At 52.2% G+C, this 22523-nt stretch carries 22 protein-coding genes; 13 read left to right on the top strand and 9 right to left on the bottom strand.

The window, feature by feature from the left end; all coding sequences use genetic code 11:
- Positions 1–79: 79 nt before the first annotated feature.
- On the top strand, positions 80–1666 hold the full coding sequence (locus tag OGY15_RS15285) for an MFS transporter (RefSeq protein ID WP_278238146.1): 1587 nt from the start codon (positions 80–82) through the stop codon (positions 1664–1666).
- On the top strand, positions 1667–2806 hold the full coding sequence (gene bglB / locus OGY15_RS15280) for a beta-galactosidase BglB (RefSeq protein WP_286539899.1): 1140 nt from the start codon (positions 1667–1669) through the stop codon (positions 2804–2806).
- Here bglB and mrdA2 read toward each other — a convergent pair.
- Positions 2778–4715 carry a peptidoglycan DD-transpeptidase MrdA2 gene (gene mrdA2 / locus OGY15_RS15275; RefSeq protein ID WP_210905215.1) on the bottom strand — a complete coding sequence of 646 codons (1938 nt, stop codon included), beginning with the start codon at positions 4713–4715 and terminating at the stop codon, positions 2778–2780. The two genes, bglB and mrdA2, sit on opposite strands and share 29 nt — an antisense overlap.
- A gap of 184 nt (positions 4716–4899) precedes the next feature.
- Complete coding sequence (gene argS, locus OGY15_RS15270; RefSeq protein WP_101742217.1) at positions 4900–6633, bottom strand: arginine--tRNA ligase; 1734 nt, start codon at positions 6631–6633, stop codon at positions 4900–4902.
- Between the two features lie 238 nt (positions 6634–6871).
- On the opposite strand from argS, the gene OGY15_RS15265 reads away from it, so the two are divergent.
- Both OGY15_RS15265 and cutC read left to right on the top strand, forming a co-directional pair.
- Positions 6872–7438: a VOC family protein gene (locus OGY15_RS15265; RefSeq protein ID WP_286539895.1), complete on the top strand. Its 567-nt coding sequence runs from the start codon at positions 6872–6874 to the stop codon at positions 7436–7438.
- Between the two features lie 2 nt (positions 7439–7440).
- Positions 7441–8187 carry a copper homeostasis protein CutC gene (cutC, locus tag OGY15_RS15260; protein ID WP_286539893.1) on the top strand — a complete coding sequence of 249 codons (747 nt, stop codon included), beginning with the start codon at positions 7441–7443 and terminating at the stop codon, positions 8185–8187.
- A 181-nt stretch (positions 8188–8368) separates the two neighbouring features.
- Here cutC and cmoB read toward each other — a convergent pair whose 3' ends face one another.
- Genes cmoB through OGY15_RS15235 form a run of 5 tightly spaced genes read right to left on the bottom strand, consistent with a single transcriptional unit; the run spans position 8369 to position 11947 of the window.
- Positions 8369–9337, bottom strand: a complete 969-nt coding sequence (gene cmoB / locus OGY15_RS15255) for a tRNA 5-methoxyuridine(34)/uridine 5-oxyacetic acid(34) synthase CmoB (protein ID WP_151225614.1) — start codon at positions 9335–9337, stop codon at positions 8369–8371.
- Positions 9334–10077, bottom strand: coding sequence for a carboxy-S-adenosyl-L-methionine synthase CmoA (cmoA, locus tag OGY15_RS15250; RefSeq protein WP_151218854.1), 744 nt, complete (start codon positions 10075–10077; stop codon positions 9334–9336). Before cmoA ends, cmoB begins: the two co-directional genes overlap by 4 nt.
- Positions 10078–10117: 40 nt before the next feature.
- Positions 10118–10513, bottom strand: a complete 396-nt coding sequence (locus tag OGY15_RS15245; protein WP_151218853.1) for an MAPEG family protein — start codon at positions 10511–10513, stop codon at positions 10118–10120.
- Positions 10514–10565: 52 nt separating this feature from the next.
- Positions 10566–11384, bottom strand: a complete 819-nt coding sequence (locus OGY15_RS15240) for a DUF72 domain-containing protein (protein WP_286539890.1) — start codon at positions 11382–11384, stop codon at positions 10566–10568.
- On the bottom strand, positions 11381–11947 hold the full coding sequence (locus OGY15_RS15235) for a hydrolase (RefSeq protein ID WP_286539889.1): 567 nt from the start codon (positions 11945–11947) through the stop codon (positions 11381–11383). The genes OGY15_RS15240 and OGY15_RS15235 overlap by 4 nt, the downstream gene beginning before the upstream one ends.
- Positions 11948–12210: 263 nt before the next feature.
- Between OGY15_RS15235 and aspS the strand changes: the two genes are divergently transcribed.
- The 6 genes from aspS to ruvB all read left to right on the top strand — a co-directional run bounded on the left by aspS (position 12211) and on the right by ruvB (position 17467).
- Positions 12211–13983 (top strand): aspartate--tRNA ligase, encoded by a 1773-nt coding sequence (gene aspS, locus OGY15_RS15230; RefSeq protein ID WP_286539887.1) that lies wholly within the window; start codon positions 12211–12213, stop codon positions 13981–13983.
- A 1-nt stretch (position 13984) separates the two neighbouring features.
- Entirely contained in the window at positions 13985–14428 is a 444-nt protein-coding gene (gene nudB, locus OGY15_RS15225) for a dihydroneopterin triphosphate diphosphatase (protein WP_286539885.1), read from the top strand.
- A 28-nt stretch (positions 14429–14456) separates the two neighbouring features.
- Positions 14457–15200, top strand: a complete 744-nt coding sequence (locus tag OGY15_RS15220; RefSeq protein WP_286539883.1) for a YebC/PmpR family DNA-binding transcriptional regulator — start codon at positions 14457–14459, stop codon at positions 15198–15200.
- Positions 15201–15234: 34 nt separating this feature from the next.
- Entirely contained in the window at positions 15235–15756 is a 522-nt protein-coding gene (gene ruvC / locus OGY15_RS15215; protein ID WP_006176048.1) for a crossover junction endodeoxyribonuclease RuvC, read from the top strand.
- Between the two features lie 80 nt (positions 15757–15836).
- Entirely contained in the window at positions 15837–16448 is a 612-nt protein-coding gene (gene ruvA, locus OGY15_RS15210) for a Holliday junction branch migration protein RuvA (RefSeq protein WP_005120694.1), read from the top strand.
- A gap of 8 nt (positions 16449–16456) precedes the next feature.
- Positions 16457–17467, top strand: a complete 1011-nt coding sequence (gene ruvB / locus OGY15_RS15205; RefSeq protein ID WP_151219487.1) for a Holliday junction branch migration DNA helicase RuvB — start codon at positions 16457–16459, stop codon at positions 17465–17467.
- A gap of 44 nt (positions 17468–17511) precedes the next feature.
- On the opposite strand, the gene znuB is transcribed toward ruvB, so the two are convergent.
- Positions 17512–18297, bottom strand: coding sequence for a zinc ABC transporter permease subunit ZnuB (gene znuB, locus OGY15_RS15200; RefSeq protein WP_003034874.1), 786 nt, complete (start codon positions 18295–18297; stop codon positions 17512–17514).
- On the bottom strand, positions 18294–19049 hold the full coding sequence (gene znuC / locus OGY15_RS15195; RefSeq protein ID WP_006684140.1) for a zinc ABC transporter ATP-binding protein ZnuC: 756 nt from the start codon (positions 19047–19049) through the stop codon (positions 18294–18296). Before znuC ends, znuB begins: the two co-directional genes overlap by 4 nt.
- 78 nt (positions 19050–19127) lie before the next feature.
- On the opposite strand from znuC, the gene znuA reads away from it, so the two are divergent.
- The 3 genes from znuA (at position 19128) to lpxM (ending at position 22498) form a co-directional block, all read left to right on the top strand.
- Entirely contained in the window at positions 19128–20072 is a 945-nt protein-coding gene (znuA, locus tag OGY15_RS15190) for a zinc ABC transporter substrate-binding protein ZnuA (RefSeq protein ID WP_151219486.1), read from the top strand.
- Positions 20073–20087: 15 nt separating this feature from the next.
- Positions 20088–21407 carry a murein DD-endopeptidase MepM gene (gene mepM / locus OGY15_RS15185; protein WP_151219485.1) on the top strand — a complete coding sequence of 440 codons (1320 nt, stop codon included), beginning with the start codon at positions 20088–20090 and terminating at the stop codon, positions 21405–21407.
- 119 nt (positions 21408–21526) lie between these two features.
- Positions 21527–22498, top strand: coding sequence for a lauroyl-Kdo(2)-lipid IV(A) myristoyltransferase (gene lpxM, locus OGY15_RS15180; protein ID WP_187252269.1), 972 nt, complete (start codon positions 21527–21529; stop codon positions 22496–22498).
- Positions 22499–22523: the final 25 nt, after the last annotated feature.

Genomic DNA, 22523 nt, shown 5'->3' with positions numbered 1-22523 from the left:
TTTACTGTGGCCCTGTAAGGATGCCCTATGTCAAAGCGAGGATTGTGGGGCCTCCCAATAATGTGCAGGGGTAACGGCAATGAAGACACGAAAAATTGGCCTGGTTAACTATTTTGCCTACGGTTCTGGCGATTTTTTAGGCGCAGGCACCACGGCATTAACCGCGGCCTGGCTGCTCTATTTCTACACCACGTTCTGTGGTCTGACGCCTATCGAAGCGACCTTTATTTTTGCTACCGCCAGGGTGCTGGATGCCATCGTGAGTCCGTTAATGGGTTTTTTAACCGATAACTTTGGCTCAACCTGGCTCGGTAAACGCTTTGGGCGTCGTAAGTTTTTTATTCTGTTGGGGATCCCTTGTGTCTTTAGTTACTCGCTAATGTGGGTGGGGGATATGGGATTCTGGTACTACCTACTCACCTATCTGATTTTTGACGTGGTCTACACCATGATTCTGGTGCCATACGAAACTCTGGTGCCTGAAATGACCGATGACTTTAAACAGAAAACCAAATTCTCCGGCGCGCGTATTTCGATGGCGCAAATGTCAGCCATTCTGGCCTCATTCTTACCCGGTGTTCTGCTGACGCTGTTTGGCAAAGACAATCCGGTGTCTTTTTTCTACGCCAGTCTGGTGTTCTCAGTGCTGTGCGCACTGATGCTGACTTTCGTCTGGTTCTTTACCTGGGAACGCCCGCGGGAAGAGTGGACCCAGGCGGCCCTGCAAGCTGAAGAAGAGAAGAAAAGCCTGACCTTTAGCCAGAGTATGAACCGCTTGCTTGTTGAACTGAGTTCAACGCTACGTATCCGTATCTTTCGCCAACATTTAGGTATGTATCTTGGCGGCTATATTGCGCAGGACGTTTTCAACGCCGTCTTTACTTATTATGTGGTGTTTGTGCTGATGCAGGAAGCATCGATGGCGTCAAATCTGCTGGGTACGATGGCTATCTTCCAGTTTATTGCCGTTATCGCCATGATCCCATTGTGCATCCGTTTCGGACCCGCGCCGTCTTATCGCATGGTGGTGGTCCTGTTTGGCCTCAGTTCACTCTCCTACGCGGGGCTGTATTACGCCGGGCTCAGCGATGTTTATTCTCTGTTGCTGCTGGTATCCGCCGTGGCGGGTCTGGGACGTGGCGGCATCAATTACGTTCCCTGGAATATCTACACCTATATCGCCGACGTTGACGAAGTGATTACCGGCCAGCGTCGCGAAGGGATCTTCGCCGGCATTATGACGTTAACACGTAAAGCGTCGCAGGCGGGGGCTGTGATGCTGGTGGGGATTATTATGCAGTTGTCCGGTTTTGTCTCCGGTCAGGGCATGCAGCCTGCGGCAGTCAGCCATACCATCCTGTTAATTCTGAGCTGCGGCACGCTGATTGTTCTGGCACTGGGCTTCCTGGTTTCCCTGTGCTTTAAACTGAACCTGCAAACACACAGTACCCTGCGTGAAGAGACGGCAAAAATGCGTGAGTCTGGGCGACCTGTGCTGGAAGGACTTTCCACGAAAGGACGCGCCACCGTAGAGATGCTGTCGGGCATGCCATATGAATCACTTTGGGGTAACAACAATATTGGTTACCTGAATCGTAATAAACCCGCGGCTCCGAAGCTGGAAAAGGGTGCCGCATTGAATTCGACATTGACAGAGGTTAAGTAAATGATTGTTTACCCGGTTAAACACAGCCCATTGTTGCGTCAGCCAGAACATTTTATTGCCAGGGATGAATTAAAAGCGTTGATCAAAAAGGTGACGCATAACCTGGTCAATATTCATGATGAGACCGGCGAGTTCTTGTTACGCCTGGATGACGGGCGTGTTATCGATACCAAGGGCTGGGCGGGATGGGAGTGGACGCACGGCGTCGGCTTGTACGGAATGTATCAGTATTATCAACAAACCGGCGATGCAACGATGCGCGATATCATCAACAGCTGGTTTGCCGATCGCTTTGCTGAAGGCGCAACAACCAAAAACGTTAACACCATGGCGCCGTTTTTAACGCTGGCGTATCGCTATGAAGAGACGCGTAATCCCGTGTATCTGCCGTGGCTCGACAGTTGGGCTGAGTGGGCAATGCATGATATGCCGCGCACTGATTTCGGCGGTATGCAACACATTACGCTGGCGGAAGAAAATCATCAGCAGATGTGGGATGACACGTTGATGATGACGGTTTTACCGCTGGCGAAGATTGGCAAGTTGCTTAACCGTCCCGAGTATATTGAAGAGGCAACCTATCAGTTCCTGCTGCACGTACAAAACCTGATGGATAAAGAAACGGGGTTGTGGTTCCACGGCTGGAACTATGAAGGGCAGCATAACTTCGCCAACGCGCGTTGGGCGCGTGGCAACAGCTGGTTAACTATAGTTATTCCGGACTTCCTTGAGTTACTTGATTTGCCGGAAAACAATGCCGTGCATCGCTATCTGGTGCAGGTTCTGAATGCGCAAATCGCGGCGCTGGCGAAGTGCCAGGATGAAAGCGGACTGTGGCACACCTTGCTGGACGACCCGCAGTCGTATCTGGAAGCATCGGCTACCGCCGGATTTGCTTATGGGATCCTCAAGGCGGTACGTAAACGCTATGTCGGACAAGACTATGCAGCAGTAGCCGAAAAAGCCATCAGAGGCATTGTGCAACATATTTCACCGGAAGGTGAATTGCTGCATACCTCGTTTGGGACCGGAATGGGTCACAATCTCGATTTCTACCGCAACATCCCGCGGACCTCCATGCCTTACGGACAGGCGATGGCGATGCTGTGCCTTACCGAATACTTGCGTAAGTATTTTTGATATCGGCGTCCGATAGTGCCGCTGCTATCGGACCTGCTTGTTCAGTTGTCTCTGTTGGTGCAATGTTGTCCTGCTGATCAAACAGATGATCCATTATTTGACGCATGACCGGCGCGGCGGTGACGCCATCGCTGCCGCCGTTTTCGAGAATTAACGCCACAGCGACTTTCGGGTTCTTATACGGCGCAAACGCGGTATAGAACACGTGGTCGCGCAGGCGTATCGGGATCATTTTCGCATTGTAGGTCTGATTTTCTTTCAGGCTAAAGACCTGTGATGTGCCGCTTTTTGCGGCAATGCCATAAGGCGCGGTGTGAAAGAACTTATACCCCGTGCCGTTTGGTTCATTCGCCATGCCGAACATCGCCTGACGCACCAATCCCCAATAGGGTGATGAAGCAGAAGCAATTTGTGTGGGTGCTTCGGGAGCCTGATACGGCGTGATGGCTTTTCCACTTTCTTCATCAAGGAGCAGGTGAGGGGCGATAACCTTGCCGTTGTTAATCAGTGCGACCATGGCTTTTACCATCTGGATAGGCGTGGCAATCCAGTAGCCCTGACCGATACCAACCGAAATGGTATCTCCCTGATACCAGGCTTTTTTATGCACTTTCTGTTTCCATTCGCGACTCGGGAGCAGGCCGTTATACTCCTCATCAAGATCGATGCCGGTCGGTTTGCCATAGCCAAACTGGCTGAGCATGCTGTTAATCCGGTCAATTCCCATCATATACGCCACCTGGTAAAAGAACGTGTCGGCAGACTCTTCAATCGCTTTGGTGACATCCAACATACCGTGGCCGGTTTTTTTCCAGTCCCGGTAATGTCGATCGGTGCCAGGGAGGGTCCAGGTGGGCGCACCGAAGAAGCTGGTCTGCGGCGTAATCACGCCGTCCAGTAACGCTGACATCGCCATATACGGTTTAACCGTAGAGGCGGGAGGATACAATCCCTGGGTGACGCGGTTGATCAATGGCAGGTCTTTATCCTGAAGCAGCTTGTTGTAGTCCTGATAACTGATGCCTTTGACAAACGGGTTGGGGTCATAGCTGGGATTTGAGACCATTGCCAGCACGGAGCCGTCGTGCGGATCTTCAACCAAAACCGCGGCCCGCTGGCCCGCTAACAGGCTCTCAATGTATTGCTGCAAGTGCAGGTCCAGCGTCAGATGGATATCTTTTCCGGCAACGGGTGGCACATCTTTGATCTGACGCACGATGCGTCCGTGGTTATCAACTTCCACCTCCTGATAACCGGTTTTCCCATGCAGTTCATTTTCGTAATAATGCTCGATACCCTGTTTCCCGATGTTGTGATCGGCGGCGTAATTCTCTGCCAGACCTTTTTTATCCAGCGTTTTCAGATCGCTATCATTGATTTTTGAAACATAGCCAAGGACATGTGCCAGCGCCGCGCCATAAGGGTACTGGCGGTCTTCATAGCTGTTGATATTGACGCCGCTGAAACGAAACTGGTTAACCGAAAAACGGGCGATTTCCACATCGGTCAGCGCATTTTTTAGCACGACCGGGCGATAGCGGCTGCTGGTTTTCAATTCATGGCGAAACTGGTCAATATCGTCAGGGGTGAGATCAACGATGGGCGTGAGTTGCTCAATCAAGGCATTCATATCGCTGATTTTGTAAGGTGTAACGGAAATGTCATACCAGGTGACGTTACGCACCAGCGGGATGCCGTTGCGATCGTAAATCATGCCACGCGTTGGGGCCACGGGGAGCATTTTGATGTCGTTTGCGTTCGACCGGGTGGTGTAATACTGATGCTGACAGATTTGTAAGTTGTAGAGATTGTAAATCAGGATGCCAAAGCAGATGACCACCAGGCCAAAGGCTACCAATACACGCCGCTGGAAGAGTTTTTCTTCCGCCTCAAAATCTCTGAATGTCATTGAACCGTACCCGATTAATTCGCCGCCTAATAATACGGAGGCATAACCGGGATGACAGGCAAAAAATGTTCCATCTCTCTACGGAAATGTGTCATTCCTTGTGAGTTGTTACAGATAGCCCTTTACGGAAATAAAAAAGGCCTGAGTCCGACATCCGAACTCAGGCCTGATTTTTTTAGCACACTTACATACGTTCTACGGTTTCGATACCCAGTGTATCCAGACCCAGCTTCAGCGTTTTCGCCGTCAGCTGTGCCAGTTTCAGGCGGCTGTTACGAATTTCTTCGTTTTCAGCGCTAAGGATAGGGCAGTGCTCATAGAAACCGGAGAACAGACCGGCAACGTCGTACAGGTAAGCACACATCACGTGCGGTGTACCTTCACGTGCAACAACGGTCAGCGTTTCTTCAAACTGCAGCAGACGCGCAGCCAACTGAGCCTCGCGATCTTCGTTGATAATCACCTGCGCATTTGCCAGCGCGCTTTCGTCGATATCCGCTTTACGGAATACGGACAGTACGCGGGTGTAAGCATACTGCATGTACGGTGCGGTATTGCCTTCGAATGCCAGCATGTTGTCCCAGTCGAAGATGTAGTCGGTGGTACGGTTTTTCGACAGATCCGCATATTTCACCGCGCCGATACCGACCGCATTCGCCAGTTTTTCCAGCTCGTCGGCAGGCATGTCCGGGTTCTTCTCTGCCACCAGACGACGTGCGCGCTCCAGCGCTTCATCCAGCAGATCGGCCAGTTTTACCGTGCCGCCCGCACGTGTTTTGAACGGTTTACCATCTTTACCCAGCATCATACCGAACATGTGGTGTTCCAGCGGTACGGAGTCCGGCACATAACCTGCTTTACGCACGATGGTCCAGGCCTGCATTAAGTGTTGATGCTGACGGGAGTCGATGTAATACAGTACGCGATCGGCATGCAGCGTTTCATAACGATACTTGGCGCAGGCGATGTCGGTCGTGGTGTAGAGATAGCCGCCATCTTTCTTTTGAATGATAACGCCCATCGGTTCGCCTTCCTTGTTCTTATACTCATCAAGGAATACGACGGTAGCGCCTTCGCTTTCAACAGCCAGACCTTTCGCTTTGAGATCGGCCACAATGCCAGGCAACATCGGGTTGTACAGACTTTCACCCATGACGTCGTCACGGGTCAGGGTAACGTTAAGGCGATCGTAGGTTAACTGGTTTTGTGACATGGTAATGTCGACCAGTTTGCGCCACATTTCACGGAAGTACTCGTCGCCGCCTTGCAGCTTCACAACATAGCTACGGGCGCGTTCTGCGAAGGCTTCATCTTCGTCGTAATGTTTTTTCGCATCACGGTAGAAACCTTCCAGATCAGCCAGCGCCATCTCTCCGGCATTTTCCTGCTGCTGTTTTTCCAGCCACGCGATGAGCATACCGAATTGAGTGCCCCAGTCGCCGACGTGGTTAGCGCGGATAACATTGTGACCAAGGAACTCTAGCGTACGCACGGCAGCGTCACCGATGATGGTGGAACGCAGGTGACCAACGTGCATTTCTTTCGCGACGTTAGGTGCGGAGTAGTCAACCACAACGGTTTGTTTAGCCGGTTGGGTGACGCCCAAACGATCGGAGGTCAGCGCCTGCTGAACGTGCTGCGCCAGAAATGCCGGATCGAGAAAAATGTTAATAAAGCCCGGGCCCGCAATTTCTACTTTGCTGGCGATCCCGTTGAGATCCAGATGAGTCAGCACCTGCTCAGCCAGTTGTCGCGGCGCCATACCCAGTTTTTTCGCGACAGCCATCATGCCGTTAGCCTGATAGTCGCCGAACTGTACTTTTGCTGACTGACGAACCTGTGGTTCGCAATCTGCAGGCGCGCCTGCAGCAATCATGGCCTGACTGACTTTTTCTGAGAGAAGAGCCTGAATATTCACCGGAATACCTTACATTTATGAAGCGGCTTAAAATTGACCGCACCAGTTTAAGAATTAAGGGCGGGAGTATACTGCAAATGCCCGTTGCCGTCAGCATTGCGAGCACCGCCAGCAGCCTGAAATATAAACATTGAAACTACGTATAATTATTCATATCGCGCTTAAGAAAATCAGCAGTTGGTTGGGGCTGCGCAACAGGGTAAATTAGCCGCTTTGAACATGGATATGAGCTTTAATTATGGCGAACTGGCAAACAGTTGCAGAACTGCATGATATTTCCGCAGATTTACCGCATTTCATTCAGGCGTTAACGGATCTTTCCACTCGCCTTGGGCTGGATGTCTCATCGTTTGAAGCCGATCACATTTCTCTGCGCTGTCATCAAAATACCACCGCAGAGCGCTGGCGTCGTGGTTTTGAGCAGTGCGGCGAACTATTGTCAGAAAATATCATTAATGGCCGACCGATTTGTTTGTTCAAACTCAATGAGCCCGTCTGTGTGCAACACTGGCAATTTAGCATCGTAGAACTGCCATGGCCGGGCGAAAAACGCTATCAGCATGAAGGCTGGGAGCATGTTGAAATAGTTCTGCCGGGCGACGTGGAGACGTTGAATGCGCGAGCGCTGGCGCTGCTTTCAGATTCTGGACTAAGCCAGCCGGGCATATTTGTAAAAACAAGTTCACCAAAAGGCGAGCGCGAGCGTTTACCAAACCCTACGCTGGCGGTTAGCGACGGCAGCGTGACGATAAAATTTCATCCGTGGTCGATTGAAGCGATTGTGGCCAGCGAACGTCAGGAGTGAGTATGGCTTTACTGGAAATCTGCTGTTACAGCATGGAGTGCGCGCGTACGGCGCAACAATATGGCGCGGATCGTATTGAGCTTTGTTCAGCGCCGAAAGAGGGGGGCTTAACGCCGTCGCTGGGCGTCTTGCGTTCTGTTCGCCAGCATATTTCGATTCCCGTCAATCCCATTATTCGCCCGCGTGGAGGCGACTTTTGTTACACCAACGGTGAATTTGCTGCAATGCTGGATGATATTGCGATGGTGAGGGAACTCGGGTTCTCAGGGGTGGTAACTGGCATTTTAGATGCGGATGGCGATGTTGATATGCCGCGCATGGAGAAAATAATGATCGCTGCCGGTCCGTTGCACGTCACTTTTCATCGGGCCTTTGATATGTGTGCTAACCCACTCAATGCGCTAAAAAAATTAGCTGATTTGGGCGTCGCCAGAGTGCTGACTTCTGGGCAAAAATCAGATGCGGCGCAAGGTTTAACAAAAATAATGGAACTTATTGCGCAGGCAGGTGCTCCAATCATTATGGCCGGAGCGGGGGTTCGCGCCTCGAATTTGTCCCTGTTCCTTAATGCCGGAGTGCAGGAAGTCCACAGTTCTGCCGGAGTATGGCAGGCTTCACCCATGCGTTATCGCAATACGGGGTTGTCGATGTCTTCGGATTCGCAGGCGGATGAGTATTCTCGCTATGCGGTAGACGGGGTGGCGGTTGCGGAAATGAAAGCGATCATTGCACACCATCAGGCCAGCTGATTTTTACCGTTGCATCATGTCGCCCAATATGATGCTTGCTCGTACCAGGCCCCTGCAATTTCAACAGGGGCCTTTTTTTCTCCTTCATATTTCAAGCCGCAGCGGCGTTGGCCGCCTTGCTGCAACTTGAACTATTTTGGATAAATGGTGCTATACGTAACGGTCATCTGGCAAAAAGTGACTACGGCTTACGTGCAATCAATACCGCACGTAGTGGAGCAGGGTAGCCTTCCACCGTTTTGCTGTGGTCGTTCGGGTCGAGGAAATCGGCCAGCGATTCGGTTATCATCCATTCGGTGCGGCGCTGTTCTTCGGTAGTGGTCACACATACGTCGGCAATACGCACATCAACAAACCCGCATTTCTCCAGCCAGTTTTTTAGCGCCAGCGCAGACGGAATAAAGTAAACGTTACGCATCTGGGCGTAGCGATCGCCTGGCACCAGTACGGTATTTTCGTCGCCTTCAACCACCAGCGTTTCCAGTACCAGTTCGCCATCTTTAACCAATTGATCCTTCAACTGCCAGAGATGTTCCAACGGTGAGCGGCGGTGGTAAAGCACTCCCATGGAGAATACGGTATCAAAGGCGTTGAGTGCCGGAAGCTGTTCAATACCCAGCGGCAGCAGATGCGCGCGCTGATCATTGCCCAGCAGTTTACGCACTGCCTCAAACTGGCACAGGAACAGCTGGGTCGGATCGATACCGACCGCCAGATGTGCGCCCGCGCCAATCATGCGCCACATGTGATAGCCACTGCCGCAACCGACATCAAGAATGGTGCGTCCGGTGAGGTCAGACAAGTGCGGCAGAACGCGATCCCACTTCCAGTCTGAGCGCCACTCGGTATCAATATTGACGCCGTACAATGAGTACGGCCCTTTACGCCATGGCATCAGGTTACGCATCAGGGTGTCGATACGTTTGAGCTGACCGTCGCTGAGCGGCTCTTCGCTTTCTGCGGTGACGCTATGCAGTAAATCCAGACGATACGGCTTCAGTTCGGGCAGAAACTCTACCGCGTTCGACCACTGCTTAAACAAGCCGTGTTGATCACGCTGCCAGGTCGCGATTTGCGCTGGCAGCGTTTCCAGCCAATGAGAAAGATGATTTTTGGCAATCAGCTGATAAAAGTTACCAAAGTCGATCATGCGCTAGCCTCATCTTTCAATGCCACCAGAGAACCAAAGTTAAAGCACTGGAACCACAATTCACTGTGTTCAAAACCAGCCTGATGCAGACGCGCTTTGTGCGTTTCGACAGAGTCGGTCAGCATCACGTTCTCCAGCATACTGCGCTTCTGGCTGATTTCCAGTTCGCTATAGCCATTTGCTCGTTTGAAGTCGTGGTGCATGTTGAACAGCAACTCGCCTACGTTCGCGTCTTCGAAGCTGAATTTTTCAGATAGCACCAGCGCGCCGCCGGGATTCAGCCCCTGATAAATCTTATCCAACAATGCCTGGCGCTCGGGTGGCTCAAGGAATTGCAGGGTAAAATTTAGCACCACCATCGAGGCGTTTTCGATAGTAATGTTGCGAATATCGCCTTCGACAACCTCAACCGGAGTCGGTGCTTTATAAGCATCAATGTGACGACGACAGCGTTCAACCATAGCCGGAGAGTTGTCGACAGCAATAATTTTGCAATTCTCGTGATGAATATTGCGACGCACCGAGAGCGTCGCCGCGCCCAGAGAGCAGCCAAGATCGTAGACCTGCGTGTTGGGTTGTACGAAACGTTCGGCCAGCATGCCAATCATAGAAATGATGTTGGAGTAGCCGGGAACGGAACGCTGGATCATATCCGGGAAGACTTCAGCTACCCGTTCATCAAAGGTCCAGTCACCCAGACTGGCGATAGGCGCAGAAAAAAGCGTGTCGCGGTGAGACATAACGTAAAAATCCGGGAAAAATAAAGTGGCGTATTGTGCGCTAATGCAGGGAGAAAACCAACTCCCAGGGCATATACCAAAGATTCGCCAGCACCATTAGCAACAGCGAACACCAGGTTGCGCTCATGCCTGAACGTCGCCAGCGGAAAAGCCGGTGGTGGAATCCGTAATAATGCATCAGTCGTCCGGCAATCAACATCAGCCCGCAAATATGCACCATCCACGTCTCTGCGCCGTTCATTTCCATAAATAACAGCAGCACCAGTGCAATGGGAATATATTCCACCGCATTACCGTGAATGCGGATAGCGCTTTGTAGTTCGCTAAAACCTCCGTCGCCGTAAGCAACGCGGTATTGCATACGCAGGCGAACGACGTCAAAAGAGAACTTTATTAACAATAACGCACCCAATACGGCATAAAGCGCGCTTACCATACAAACTCCCTTTTAAAATGGCTGATGGCCTTGACTATGATAGGTGGCATTGTCAGAAAAGAGAAGATTGCTGTGGAATAGAAGGTGCTGATCCGATCTCTGGCAGGGCGCTGTGTAAATCTGCCCATAGCGTATCGACAAGCTGCGGGGCCTGCGCGATATCCGGCGTATGTAGAAACAGATACGGCGTTGAGGTTTGCTGCCATAGCGACAGCTTGGTCAGCCAGACGGCGAAAAGTGCGCTGTTTTGTGCCATATCATCGCTGCCGATAAAACGTACCATCGGATGATTTGCCGTCACCACCGCATGCACCGGAACCTTTGGTTTCTTACGCTGAGCGTCACGTATCGCTTCAGTATGCGGGATTGCGGCATGCACCGGACGGCTGTCCAGAATCACCCGGTTTACCCCGCGCTCGTGTAAACCACGATTGAATAGCTGCTCTGCTTCGCCTTTGGCAAAGAATTCAGGATGGCGAACTTCAACACCGTAGGTAAATGATTTAGGGAGCGCATCGAGAAACTGCCATAAGGCAGGCAAGTCGCGCGGGCCAAAAGTCGCGGGTAATTGCAGCCAGTATTGTCCAATGCGTGATTCCAGCGGCGACATGCGCGCGAAAAATTCCTGCACCAGGTCATCGCAATTACGCAGCGCAGCCTGATGCGAAATGGTGGCCGGAAACTTAAAACAAAATCGAAACGCATCGGTGGTCTGTGCATGCCAGCGCGCAACAATCTCGGCTTTTGGCAGTGCGTACAGCGTGGTGTTGCCCTCCACACAGTTTAAATAGCGGGCATATTCTTCCAGACTGGTGATCCCCAAACGCACCCACTTTGGGTGCGACCATTGGGGTAAACCGATATAAATCATAGCGCGTGCAGGATCTCGTCCACGCTGCGTACGCGGGCAATGCGCGGGAATATGTGCGTCATGCTGCCCTGATGTTGCTCAGCGCTGGCGGCGCTACAGGCGTTTTCTGCAACGATCAGATTAAAACCCAGCTCCCATGCATTTCGCGCCGTGGACTCCACGCCAATATTAGTGGATATACCGCACAGGACGATGGTATCGATACCCCGGCGACGCAGTTGTAATTCCAGATCGGTGCCATAGAACGCACCCCACTGGCGTTTGGTTACTTCAAGGTCGCTGGCACATTTCCCCAGAGCAGTCGGGTAATCCCACCAGTTTTCAGGTAATGCTTTGGCCGGAGTCTGAGCATCAACCGGTTGTTTCAGCGCGTCGGCATAATTGTCAGACCAGCCGACGCGCACCATCACAACCGGGGAACCGTGGGCACGGAATTTTTCCGCCAACTGCGCAGCGCGGGCAACCACATCATTTGCCGAGTGTGGGCCGCCAGCGAAAGGTAGGATCCCTTCCTGTAGATCGATAACGACAAGGGCGGTTGTTTTTGCGTTCAGTTCCAGCATGCTTACTCCAGTAAAAAAGAATTCCGTTACACCTTAATCGCGAATCAGTGTGAAAGGGGCGACAATTTTTGTTATTTTTTGTGAGATTACGCAATGCCCGTCCAGGAAACAGGCGTACAGTCAGTACCGGACTTATCGTGCGGCAGAATTTCCAGTATAATAGCCGCCTTTTTTCATTCAGTTGTGACATTCAGCTAAAGCTGCGACTTCGTCATCTGCGAGACAGGTGACAATCTGCCTGCGGCAAAGTTAAGGGATATCTCATGCGTACAGAATATTGCGGACAGCTACGTCTGTCCCACGAGGGGCAGCAGGTGACTCTGTGTGGTTGGGTCAACCGTCGTCGTGATCTTGGTAGCCTGATCTTTATCGATATGCGCGACCGCGAAGGTATCGTGCAGGTATTTTTCGATCCGGACCGTGCGGACGCGTTAAAGCTGGCCTCCGAACTGCGTAATGAGTTCTGCATCCAGGTTACGGGCACCGTGCGTGCGCGTGATGCGAAAAACGTCAACGCTGATATGGCGACGGGCGAAATTGAAGTGCTGGCTTCCGATCTGACCATCATTAACCGTTCAGATTCGCTGCCGCTGGACTCTAACCACGTAAATACCGAAGAAGCGCGACTGAAGTATCGCTACCTGGATCTGCGTCGTCCTGAAATGGCGCAGCGCCTGAAAACGCGCGCCAAAATCACCAGTCTGGTACGTCGTTTTATGGACGACCACGGCTTCCTCGACATCGAAACGCCAATGCTGACCAAAGCGACGCCGGAAGGTGCGCGCGATTACCTGGTTCCTTCTCGCGTACACAAAGGTAAGTTCTACGCGCTGCCGCAGTCTCCTCAACTGTTTAAACAGCTGCTGATGATGTCTGGTTTTGACCGCTATTATCAGATCGTAAAATGCTTCCGTGATGAAGACTTACGTGCTGACCGTCAGCCTGAATTTACCCAGATCGACGTTGAGACGTCCTTCATGACCGCACCGCAGGTGCGTGAAGTGATGGAAGCGCTGGTACGTAATCTGTGGCTGGAAGTGAAAGGTGTGGATCTGGGTGATTTCCCGATCATGACCTTCACCGAAGCTGAGCGTCGTTACGGCTCTGATAAACCAGACTTGCGTAACCCGATGGAGCTGGTTGACGTTGCTGATCTGGTGAAAGGCGTTGAGTTCGCCGTATTCTCTGGTCCGGCGAACGATCCGAAAGGCCGTGTGGCTGCCCTGCGCGTACCGGGCGGCGCGAGCTTAAGCCGTAAGCAGATCGACGATTACGGTAACTTTATTAAGATTTACGGCGCGAAAGGTCTGGCTTACATCAAAGTCACCGAGCGTGCGAAAGGCCTGGAAGGTATCACCAGCCCGGTTGCCAAGTTCCTGAACGCAGAAATCGTGGAAGCGATTCTGGAACGTACCGCTGCGCAAGACGGCGACATGATCTTCTTCGGTGCTGACAACAAGAAAGTGGTTGCCGACGCGATGGGCGCACTTCGTCTGAAACTGGGTAAAGACCTGAACCTGACCGACGAATCCAAATGGGCGCCGCTGTGGGTTATCGACTTCCCAATGTTTGAAGACGATGGTGAAGGTGGTCTGACCGCAATGCACCACCCGTTCACCGCACCAAAAGATATGACTGCCGCCGAGCTGAAAGCTGCGCCGGAAGATGCAGTCGCCAACGCCTATGATATGGTCATCAACGGCTATGAAGTGGGTGGTGGTTCCGTGCGTATCCACAATGGTGATATGCAGCAGACCGTATTCGGTATTCTGGGCATTAACGAGCAAGAGCAGCGCGAGAAGTTCGGCTTCCTGCTGGATGCGCTAAAATACGGTACACCGCCGCATGCAGGCCTGGCGTTTGGTCTGGATCGCCTGACGATGCTGCTGACCGGTACCGACAATATTCGTGATGTTATTGCGTTCCCGAAAACCACGGCTGCAGCGTGTCTGATGACTGAAGCGCCAAGCTTTGCCAACGAAGCTGCACTGGCGGAACTGAGCATTCAGGTTGTTAAGAAGACCGAGAATAACTGATATGACATATAAACAGCCTGTCTCGGTGTTAGTCGTGATTTATGCAAAGGACACCGGGAGAGTGCTGATGTTACAGCGACGCGACGATCCTGATTTCTGGCAGTCGGTCACCGGCAGCCTCGAAGAGGGGGAAACCGCGTCGCAAGCCGCCATGCGCGAAGTAAAGGAAGAGGTCGCCATTGATGTTGCGACTGAGCAACTGACCTTAATTGACTGCCAGCATACGGTGGAGTTTGAGATTTTTAGCCATTTACGTCATCGCTACGCGCCGGGAATTGAGCGTAATACTGAATCCTGGTTTTGCCTGGCACTTCCCTCTGAACGAGAGATCGTGTTCACCGAACATCTGACCTACCGTTGGGTTAATGCGTTCGAAGCCGCGCAGTTAACCAAGTCGTGGAGTAACCGGCAGGCGATTGAAGAGTTTGTAATTAACGTCGCCTGAGAAGGCGCGCTTTTTGGAGAGATTATTTATGGCAGGTCATAGTAAATGGGCCAACACCAGACATCGTAAAGCAGCGCAAGATGCTAAGCGTGGTAAAATTTTCACCAAAATCATTCGTGAGCTGGTGACGGCAGCCAAACTGGGTGGCGGCGATCCGGACGCTAACCCACGTCTGCGCGCCGCGATTGATAAAGCACTGGCTAACAACATGACCCGCGACACCCTGAACCGTGCAATCGCGCGTGGTGTGGGTGGCGACGATGATGCGAACATGGAAACCATCATCTATGAAGGTTACGGTCCTGGCGGCACAGCCGTGATGATCGAATGTCTGTCTGACAACCGTAACCGCACCGTTGCGGAAGTGCGTCACGCATTCACGAAAACGGGCGGCAATCTCGGTACCGACGGTTCCGTATCTTACCTGTTCAGCAAAAAAGGCGTGATCTCTTTTGAACAAGGTGATGAAGACGCCATTATGGAAGCAGCGTTGGAAGCGGGTGCTGAAGACGTTGTGACCTTCGACGACGGCGCGATTGACGTTTATACCGCGTGGGAAGAGATGGGCAAAGTGCGTGATGCGCTGGAAGCGGCTGGTCTGAAAGCGGACGCGGCTGAAGTGTCGATGATCCCCTCCACCAAAGCGGATATGGATGCAGAAACAGCACCGAAGCTGATCCGTCTGATCGATATGCTGGAAGACTGTGACGACGTGCAGGAAGTTTACCACAACGGCGAAATCTCAGATGAGGTTGCTGCAACGCTGGAATGATGTGGTTAAGCCATAAATTAACAGGAGATGCGTGATGTCTATCATTCTCGGCATTGACCCGGGGTCGCGCATCACCGGTTATGGCGTAATCCGTCAGGTCGGTCGACAGTTGACCTATCTGGGAAGTGGATGCATTCGAACGAAAGTGGATGATTTACCATCGCGCCTGAAGCTGATTTATGCGGGCGTATCAGAAATCATCACCCAGTTTCAGCCGGACTACTTTGCCATTGAACAGGTCTTTATGGCGAAAAACGCCGATTCGGCGCTCAAGCTGGGGCAGGCGCGCGGCGTGGCAATCGTTGCTGCCGTTAACCAGGATCTTCCGGTGTTTGAATATGCGGCCCGTCAGGTAAAACAGACAGTGGTGGGGATCGGTAGCGCGGAAAAAAGTCAGGTTCAGCATATGGTACGCACGCTGCTAAAACTCCCGGCGAACCCGCAGGCGGATGCTGCGGATGCGCTGGCGATTGCCATAACCCACTGCCACGTCAGTCAGAACGCCATGCAAATGAGCGAATCGAGGCTGAATCTGGCGCGAGGTCGGTTACGTTAGTGATAAATGAGGCTGGATATCTATCCAGCCTTTTTTTATGATAGCGCATTACCTTTTAGCCCTTAACGCAGGAGCGTCACGTGATAGGCAGACTCAGAGGCATCATTCTTGAAAAACAACCCCCGCTGGTCCTTCTGGAGACAGGTGGGGTAGGCTATGAAGTTCATATGCCGATGACCTGTTTCTACGAGTTGCCGGAAGCCGGGCAAGAGGCCATCATCTTCACCCATTTTGTCGTGCGTGAAGATGCTCAGTTGCTATATGGCTTTAACAACAAGCAGGAGCGCACGCTGTTTAAAGAGTTAATCAAAACTAACGGTGTGGGACCGAAGCTGGCGCTGGCTATCCTCTCCGGTATGTCTGCGCAACAGTTTGTTAATGCCGTTGAACGCGAAGAGCTTGGCGCACTGGTGAAATTACCAGGCATTGGTAAGAAAACCGCAGAGCGTTTGATTGTTGAAATGAAAGACCGCTTTAAAGGTCTGCATGGCGACCTCTTCACCCCGGCGGCGGATTTGGTACTGACCTCGCCGGCAAGTCCGGTAACGGACGACGCCGAGCAGGAAGCGGTTGCTGCGCTGGTGGCGTTGGGCTATAAACCACAGGAAGCCAGCCGAATGGTGAGCAAGATTGCCCGCCCTGATGCCAGCAGTGAAACCCTGATTCGTGAAGCGCTTCGCGCTGCGCTGTGAGGTAGAGGATGATTGAAGCAGACCGTCTGATTTCGGCTGTCAGCACGACCCCAGAAGATCTGGTGGATCGGGCGATCCGCCCTAAATTGCTGGAAGAGTACATTGGTCAGCCGCAGGTGCGTTCGCAAATGGAGATTTTTATCCAGGCGGCGAAGCTGCGCGGTGACGCGCTTGACCATCTGCTGATTTTCGGTCCTCCTGGCCTCGGTAAAACCACGCTTGCCAATATTGTTGCCAATGAAATGGGTGTTAATCTGCGTACCACTTCCGGTCCGGTACTGGAAAAAGCGGGTGACCTGGCGGCAATGCTCACCAACCTTGAACCACACGATGTGTTGTTTATCGATGAAATCCATCGTCTGTCACCGGTGGTGGAAGAGGTATTGTATCCGGCGATGGAAGATTATCAGCTGGATATCATGATTGGTGAAGGGCCGGCTGCACGTTCGATTAAGATTGATCTGCCGCCGTTTACGCTAATCGGGGCGACAACGCGCGCCGGGTCGTTAACGTCACCGTTACGTGACCGCTTTGGTATTGTCCAGCGCCTGGAGTTCTATCAGGTGGCTGACCTGCAGCACATTGTTGGGCGCAGCGCCCGCTTTATGGGGCTGGAAATGAGCGAAGAAGGCGCGCTGGAAGTGGCTCGCCGCGCCCGCGGTACGCCGCGTATCGCCAACCGGTTATTGCGCCGGGTACGCGATTTCGCCGAAGTGAAGCATGACGGCACAATTTCGGCAGATATCGCCGCTCAGGCACTGGATATGCTTAATGTGGATGCGGAAGGATTCGATTATATGGACCGTAAGCTGCTGCTGGCGGTTATCGATAAATTCTTCGGTGGACCGGTAGGACTGGATAACCTGGCGGCGGCGATTGGGGAAGAGCGGGAAACCATTGAGGACGTGCTGGAACCGTATCTGATTCAGCAAGGTTTTCTGCAACGTACGCCGCGTGGACGTATGGCAACTGTGCGTGCCTGGAACCATTTCGGGATCACGCCGCCGGCAATGCCTTAACAATGCAACGCCCGGTAAGCGAAACGCCACCGGGCAGCACACATTCAGCTCGCCTGCTTTTTCATCATGCTGAAAATAAACAGCAGTGCAGCACACAGCACCACAGATGGCCCTGCTGGCGTATCATAGAACGCTGAGAACGTCAGACCGCCTGTAACCGCTATCATTCCAACGCCCACGGCAACGCCGGCCATCTGCTCTGGCGTACGCGCAAAACGGCGTGCGGTGGCCGCAGGGATAATCAGCAATGATGTGATAATCAACGCCCCAACAAATTTCATCGCCACGCCAATCGTTAACGCCGTAACCAGCATCAGCAGTAGCTTTACGCGTTGCAGCTTCACGCCATCGACAAATGCCAGATCCGGGCTGATGGTCATCGACAACAGGTTACGCCACTGCCAGAACAAAATCGCCAGAACGATAACCACGCCAATGGCGATGGAGATGAGATCTTCTGGCGTCACGGCGAGCAAATCACCAAACAGGTAGGCCATCAGATCCACTCGGATGTTGGACATCAGGCTAACGACAACCAGCCCTAATGACAGCGCACTGTGGGCCATAATGCCCAGTAAGGTATCAATCGCGAGGTGAGGGCGTTTCTCCAGCCATACCAGACCGCCAGCCAACAACAAAGTGACGGCGATTACCGCATAGAAAGGGTTTACATCCAAAAGCAGGCCAAAGGCGACCCCCAGCAGCGACGCGTGGGCCAGTGTATCACCGAAATAAGACATTCGACGCCAGACCACAAACGAGCCAAGCGGGCCAGCGGCACAGGCCAGCATGATCCCGGCTAACCAACCGGGTAATAACAATTCAATCATGAGTGACCATTTCCCCGGCGTAAGACAATACGACCCTGTAAATCGTGGCGGTGATTATGATTATGACGGTATATTCCGAGTTGTTCGGCGCCGCGTTGTCCGAACATTGAGATGAATTCCGGATGCATGGAAACCACTTCCGGCGCGCCGGAACAACAAATATGATGGTTCAGGCACAGTACCTCATCGGTTTTTGCCATCACCAAATGCAGATCATGGGAAACCATCAGTACGGCGCAATCCAGTTCACGTCGCAATTGGTCGATAAGATCGTAAAGTGCGACTTGCCCATTGACATCCACACCCTGGGTTGGCTCGTCAAGCACCAATAACTGAGGCTTATTCAATAAAGCACGAGCCAGCAGGACGCGTTGCGTTTCTCCACCAGAGAGTTTTTGCATCGGCGCATTCATCAGATGCCCGGCCTGAACGCGTTTCAGCGCCGGAAGAATATCCTCTTTTTTGGTGCCGGGACGTAAGCGCAAAAAGCGACTTACCGTCAGCGGAAGCGTAGTATCGAGGTACAGTTTTTGCGGCACATAGCCAATCCGCAGTTGTCCATTACGCTTGATAACTCCCTCATCAGCCGCTACCAGCCCTAATACAACGCGCACCAGCGTAGACTTCCCTGCTCCATTAGGGCCGAGAAGCGTCAAAATTTTACCGGGTCGAAGTTCAAGCGAAACGTCAGAAAGGACGCGGCGTTGACCATAAGAGACCGAGACATTTTCCAGTGAAACCAAAGTCGTCATATCAATTTTAGTCTTGCAGAAGTTATAGAATGTTATAATATCACATTTCTTGCATTCATTACGATGATTGGTCGCATTATGTTACATAAAAATACGCTTCTTTTCGCAGCATTATCTGCTGCTCTTTGGGGTAGTGCAACACAGGCAGCAAATGCCACTGTCGTGGCTTCTCTTAAGCCGCTGGGGTTTATCGCTTCAGCCATTGCAGACGGGGTTACTGACACCCAGGTTTTGCTACCTGACGGGGCGTCCGAACACGATTATTCATTGCGTCCTTCAGACGTAAAACGCTTACAGGGCGCGGACTTAGTCGTTTGGATTGGGCCTGAGATGGAAGCGTTTATGGAAAAATCAGTCAAGAATATTCCTAACGCAAAACAGGTAACGATTGCGCAGCTCAATGACGTGAAACCGTTACTCATGAAAGGTGCCGATGACGACGATGACGATCATGGACACAATGATGCTGGCGGCGAAAAAAGTGACGAGCATCACCATCATGGCGATTACAACATGCATCTTTGGCTTTCCCCAGAGATAGCGCGGGCCTCAGCGGTTGCAATCCATGAAAAATTAGTGGAACTTATGCCGCAAAGTCGAGCCAAACTTGACGCCAACCTGAAGGATTTTGAGGCACAATTAGCCGCAACCGATAAGCAGGTAGGTAACGAGCTCGCGCCGCTCAAGGGGAAAGGTTACTTCGTTTTTCATGACGCCTATGGCTATTACGAAAAACACTACGGATTAACACCGCTTGGTCACTTTACCGTGAACCCTGAGATTCAACCAGGTGCGCAGCGTTTACATGAAATAAGAACACAGTTGGTTGAGCAAAAAGCAACCTGCGTTTTTGCTGAGCCACAGTTCAGGCCAGCGGTCGTTGAAGCTGTTGCGAGAGGGACATCCGTTCGAATGGGAACGTTGGATCCGCTCGGAACGAATATCAAACTGGGTAAAACAAGCTATTCAGCGTTTTTGAACCAATTAGCCAACCAGTATGCGAGCTGCCTGAAAGGAGATTAATGAGGAAGTGAATACGTGCAACAGATAGCCCGCTCTGTCGCTCTGGCATTTAATAATCTGCCGCGACCCCATCGCGTTATGCTGGGGTCGCTTACCGTACTGACATTGGCTGTCGCCGTCTGGCGACCCTATGTTTACCATCCCGATTCTGCCCCCATCGTCAAAACAATCGAGCTGGAAAAAAGCGAGATTCGCTCGTTGTTGCCTGAGGCCAGTGAACCTATCGACCAGGCCGCTCAGGAAGACGAAGCAATCCCGCAGGATGAACTGGATGACAAAACGTCTGGTGAAGCTGGCGTGCATGAGTATGTCGTCTCCACGGGTGATACGCTGAGCAGCATTCTGAATCAGTACGGCATCGATATGGGAGACATCAGCCAGCTCGCAGCGTCCGACAAAGAACTGCGAAACCTGAAAATTGGTCAGCAGCTTTCCTGGACGTTAAGCGCAGAAGGTGAGTTGCAGCGTCTGACCTGGGAAGTTTCCCGCCGCGAAACCCGTACTTACGATCGCACCGCGACGGGTTTCAAAATGAGCAGTGAAATGCAGCAGGGCGATTGGGTTAACAGCCGAATCAAAGGCACGGTGGGCGGAAGTTTCGTCGCCAGCGCCAAAGAAGCCGGGCTGACCAGCTCTGAAATCAGCGCAGTCATTAAGGCCATGCAGTGGCAGATGGATTTCCGCAAGCTGAAAAAAGGCGATGAGTTCTCGGTACTGATGTCGCGCGAAATGCTTGACGGTAAACGTGAGCAAAGCCAGCTGCTGGGCGTGCGTTTACGTTCTGAAGGCAAAGATTATTACGCCATCCGTGCGGAAGACGGTAAATTTTATGATCGCAACGGTACCGGTCTGGCGAAAGGTTTCATGCGTTTCCCTACGGCGAAGCAGTTCCGCATCTCCTCAAACTTTAACCCGCGTCGCCTGAACCCGGTGACAGGGCGCGTTGCGCCGCACAAAGGCGTCGACTTTGCGATGCCGCAAGGGACGCCGGTGCTGTCGGTAGGTGATGGCGAAGTGGTGGTGGCCAAACGCAGTGGTGCAGCCGGATATTATGTTGCCGTGCGTCATGGTCGCACCTATACCACGCGCTATATGCACTTACGTAAGCTGTTGGTCAAACCAGGACAAAAAGTGAAACGTGGCGATCGTATCGCACTGTCAGGCAATACGGGGCGTTCAACGGGTCCGCATCTGCACTACGAAGTTTGGGTTAACCAACAGGCTGTTAACCCGCTGACGGCGAAACTGCCGCGTACAGAAGGGCTGACCGGTTCAGATCGTACCGATTACCTGGCTCAGGTGAAAGAGGTTGTGCCTCAGTTGCGTTTCGATTAATTACTACACTGAAAAAGCCGGTACGCATAGCGTGCCGGCTTTTTTATTTTGTACGGCGCACGGTGCGCCGCTACACTATCAGCAGATTTACTTTTCGCGGCACCAGACACTGGAAGAGCATGGAAACGAAAAAAAAGAATATTGAGTATATCCCTGAGTTTCACAAATCATTTCGCCATCCGCGCTACTGGGGCGCCTGGCTGGGTGTGGCGGCGATAGCTGGCATTGCGTTAACGCCAGCATCATTTCGTGATCCTATTCTGGCAAAGCTCGGACGGCTTGCCGGAAGACTGGGAAAAAGCTCGCGTCGCAGAGCATTGATCAATTTATCTCTCTGCTTTCCTGAACGTAGCGAAGCTGAGCGTCAAGCCATTGTTGATGAGATGTATGCAACTGCGCCTCAGGCGATGGTCATGATGGCAGAACTGGCGATACGTGGCCCGGAGAAAATTCAGAATCGGGTTGACTGGCAGGGGCTGGAAATCATTGAAGAGATGCGTCGCAACGATGAAAAGGTGATCTTTCTGGTTCCTCATGGTTGGGGCGTAGATATCCCGGCGATGTTGATGGCGTCCCAGGGTCAGAAAATGGCTGCGATGTTTCACAACCAGGGAAATCCGGTATTCGATTATGTCTGGAACACGGTGCGCCGACGCTTTGGTGGTCGTTTGCATGCGCGAAATGATGGCATCAAACCATTTATCCAGTCCGTGCGTCAGGGATATTGGGGTTACTATCTGCCGGATCAGGATCATGGTCCTGAGCATAGCGAGTTTGTCGATTTTTTTGCTACCTATAAAGCCACGTTGCCGGCGATTGGTCGCCTGATGAAGGTCTGTCACGCCCGCGTCGTGCCACTGTTTCCGGTGTACGATGGTAAAACGCATCGGCTGACGATTCATGTTCGTCCACCGATGGATGACATCCTGACCGCGGATGACCACACCATTGCCAGACGAATGAACGAAGAGGTGGAGATTTTTGTCACGCCACATGTCGAACAATACACCTGGATTTTGAAACTGCTTAAGACACGTAAACCTGGCGAAATTGAGCCCTATAAGCGCAAAGATCTCTATCCGAAGAAATAAAAAAAAAGCCTCTCAAACGAGAGGC

This window comes from Citrobacter sp. Cu231 (genome assembly GCF_030332265.1).
In the GTDB taxonomy this organism is placed as follows: Bacteria; Pseudomonadota; Gammaproteobacteria; order Enterobacterales; family Enterobacteriaceae; genus Citrobacter; species Citrobacter meridianamericanus.
This window is presented reverse-complemented; position numbering and strand designations above follow the sequence as displayed.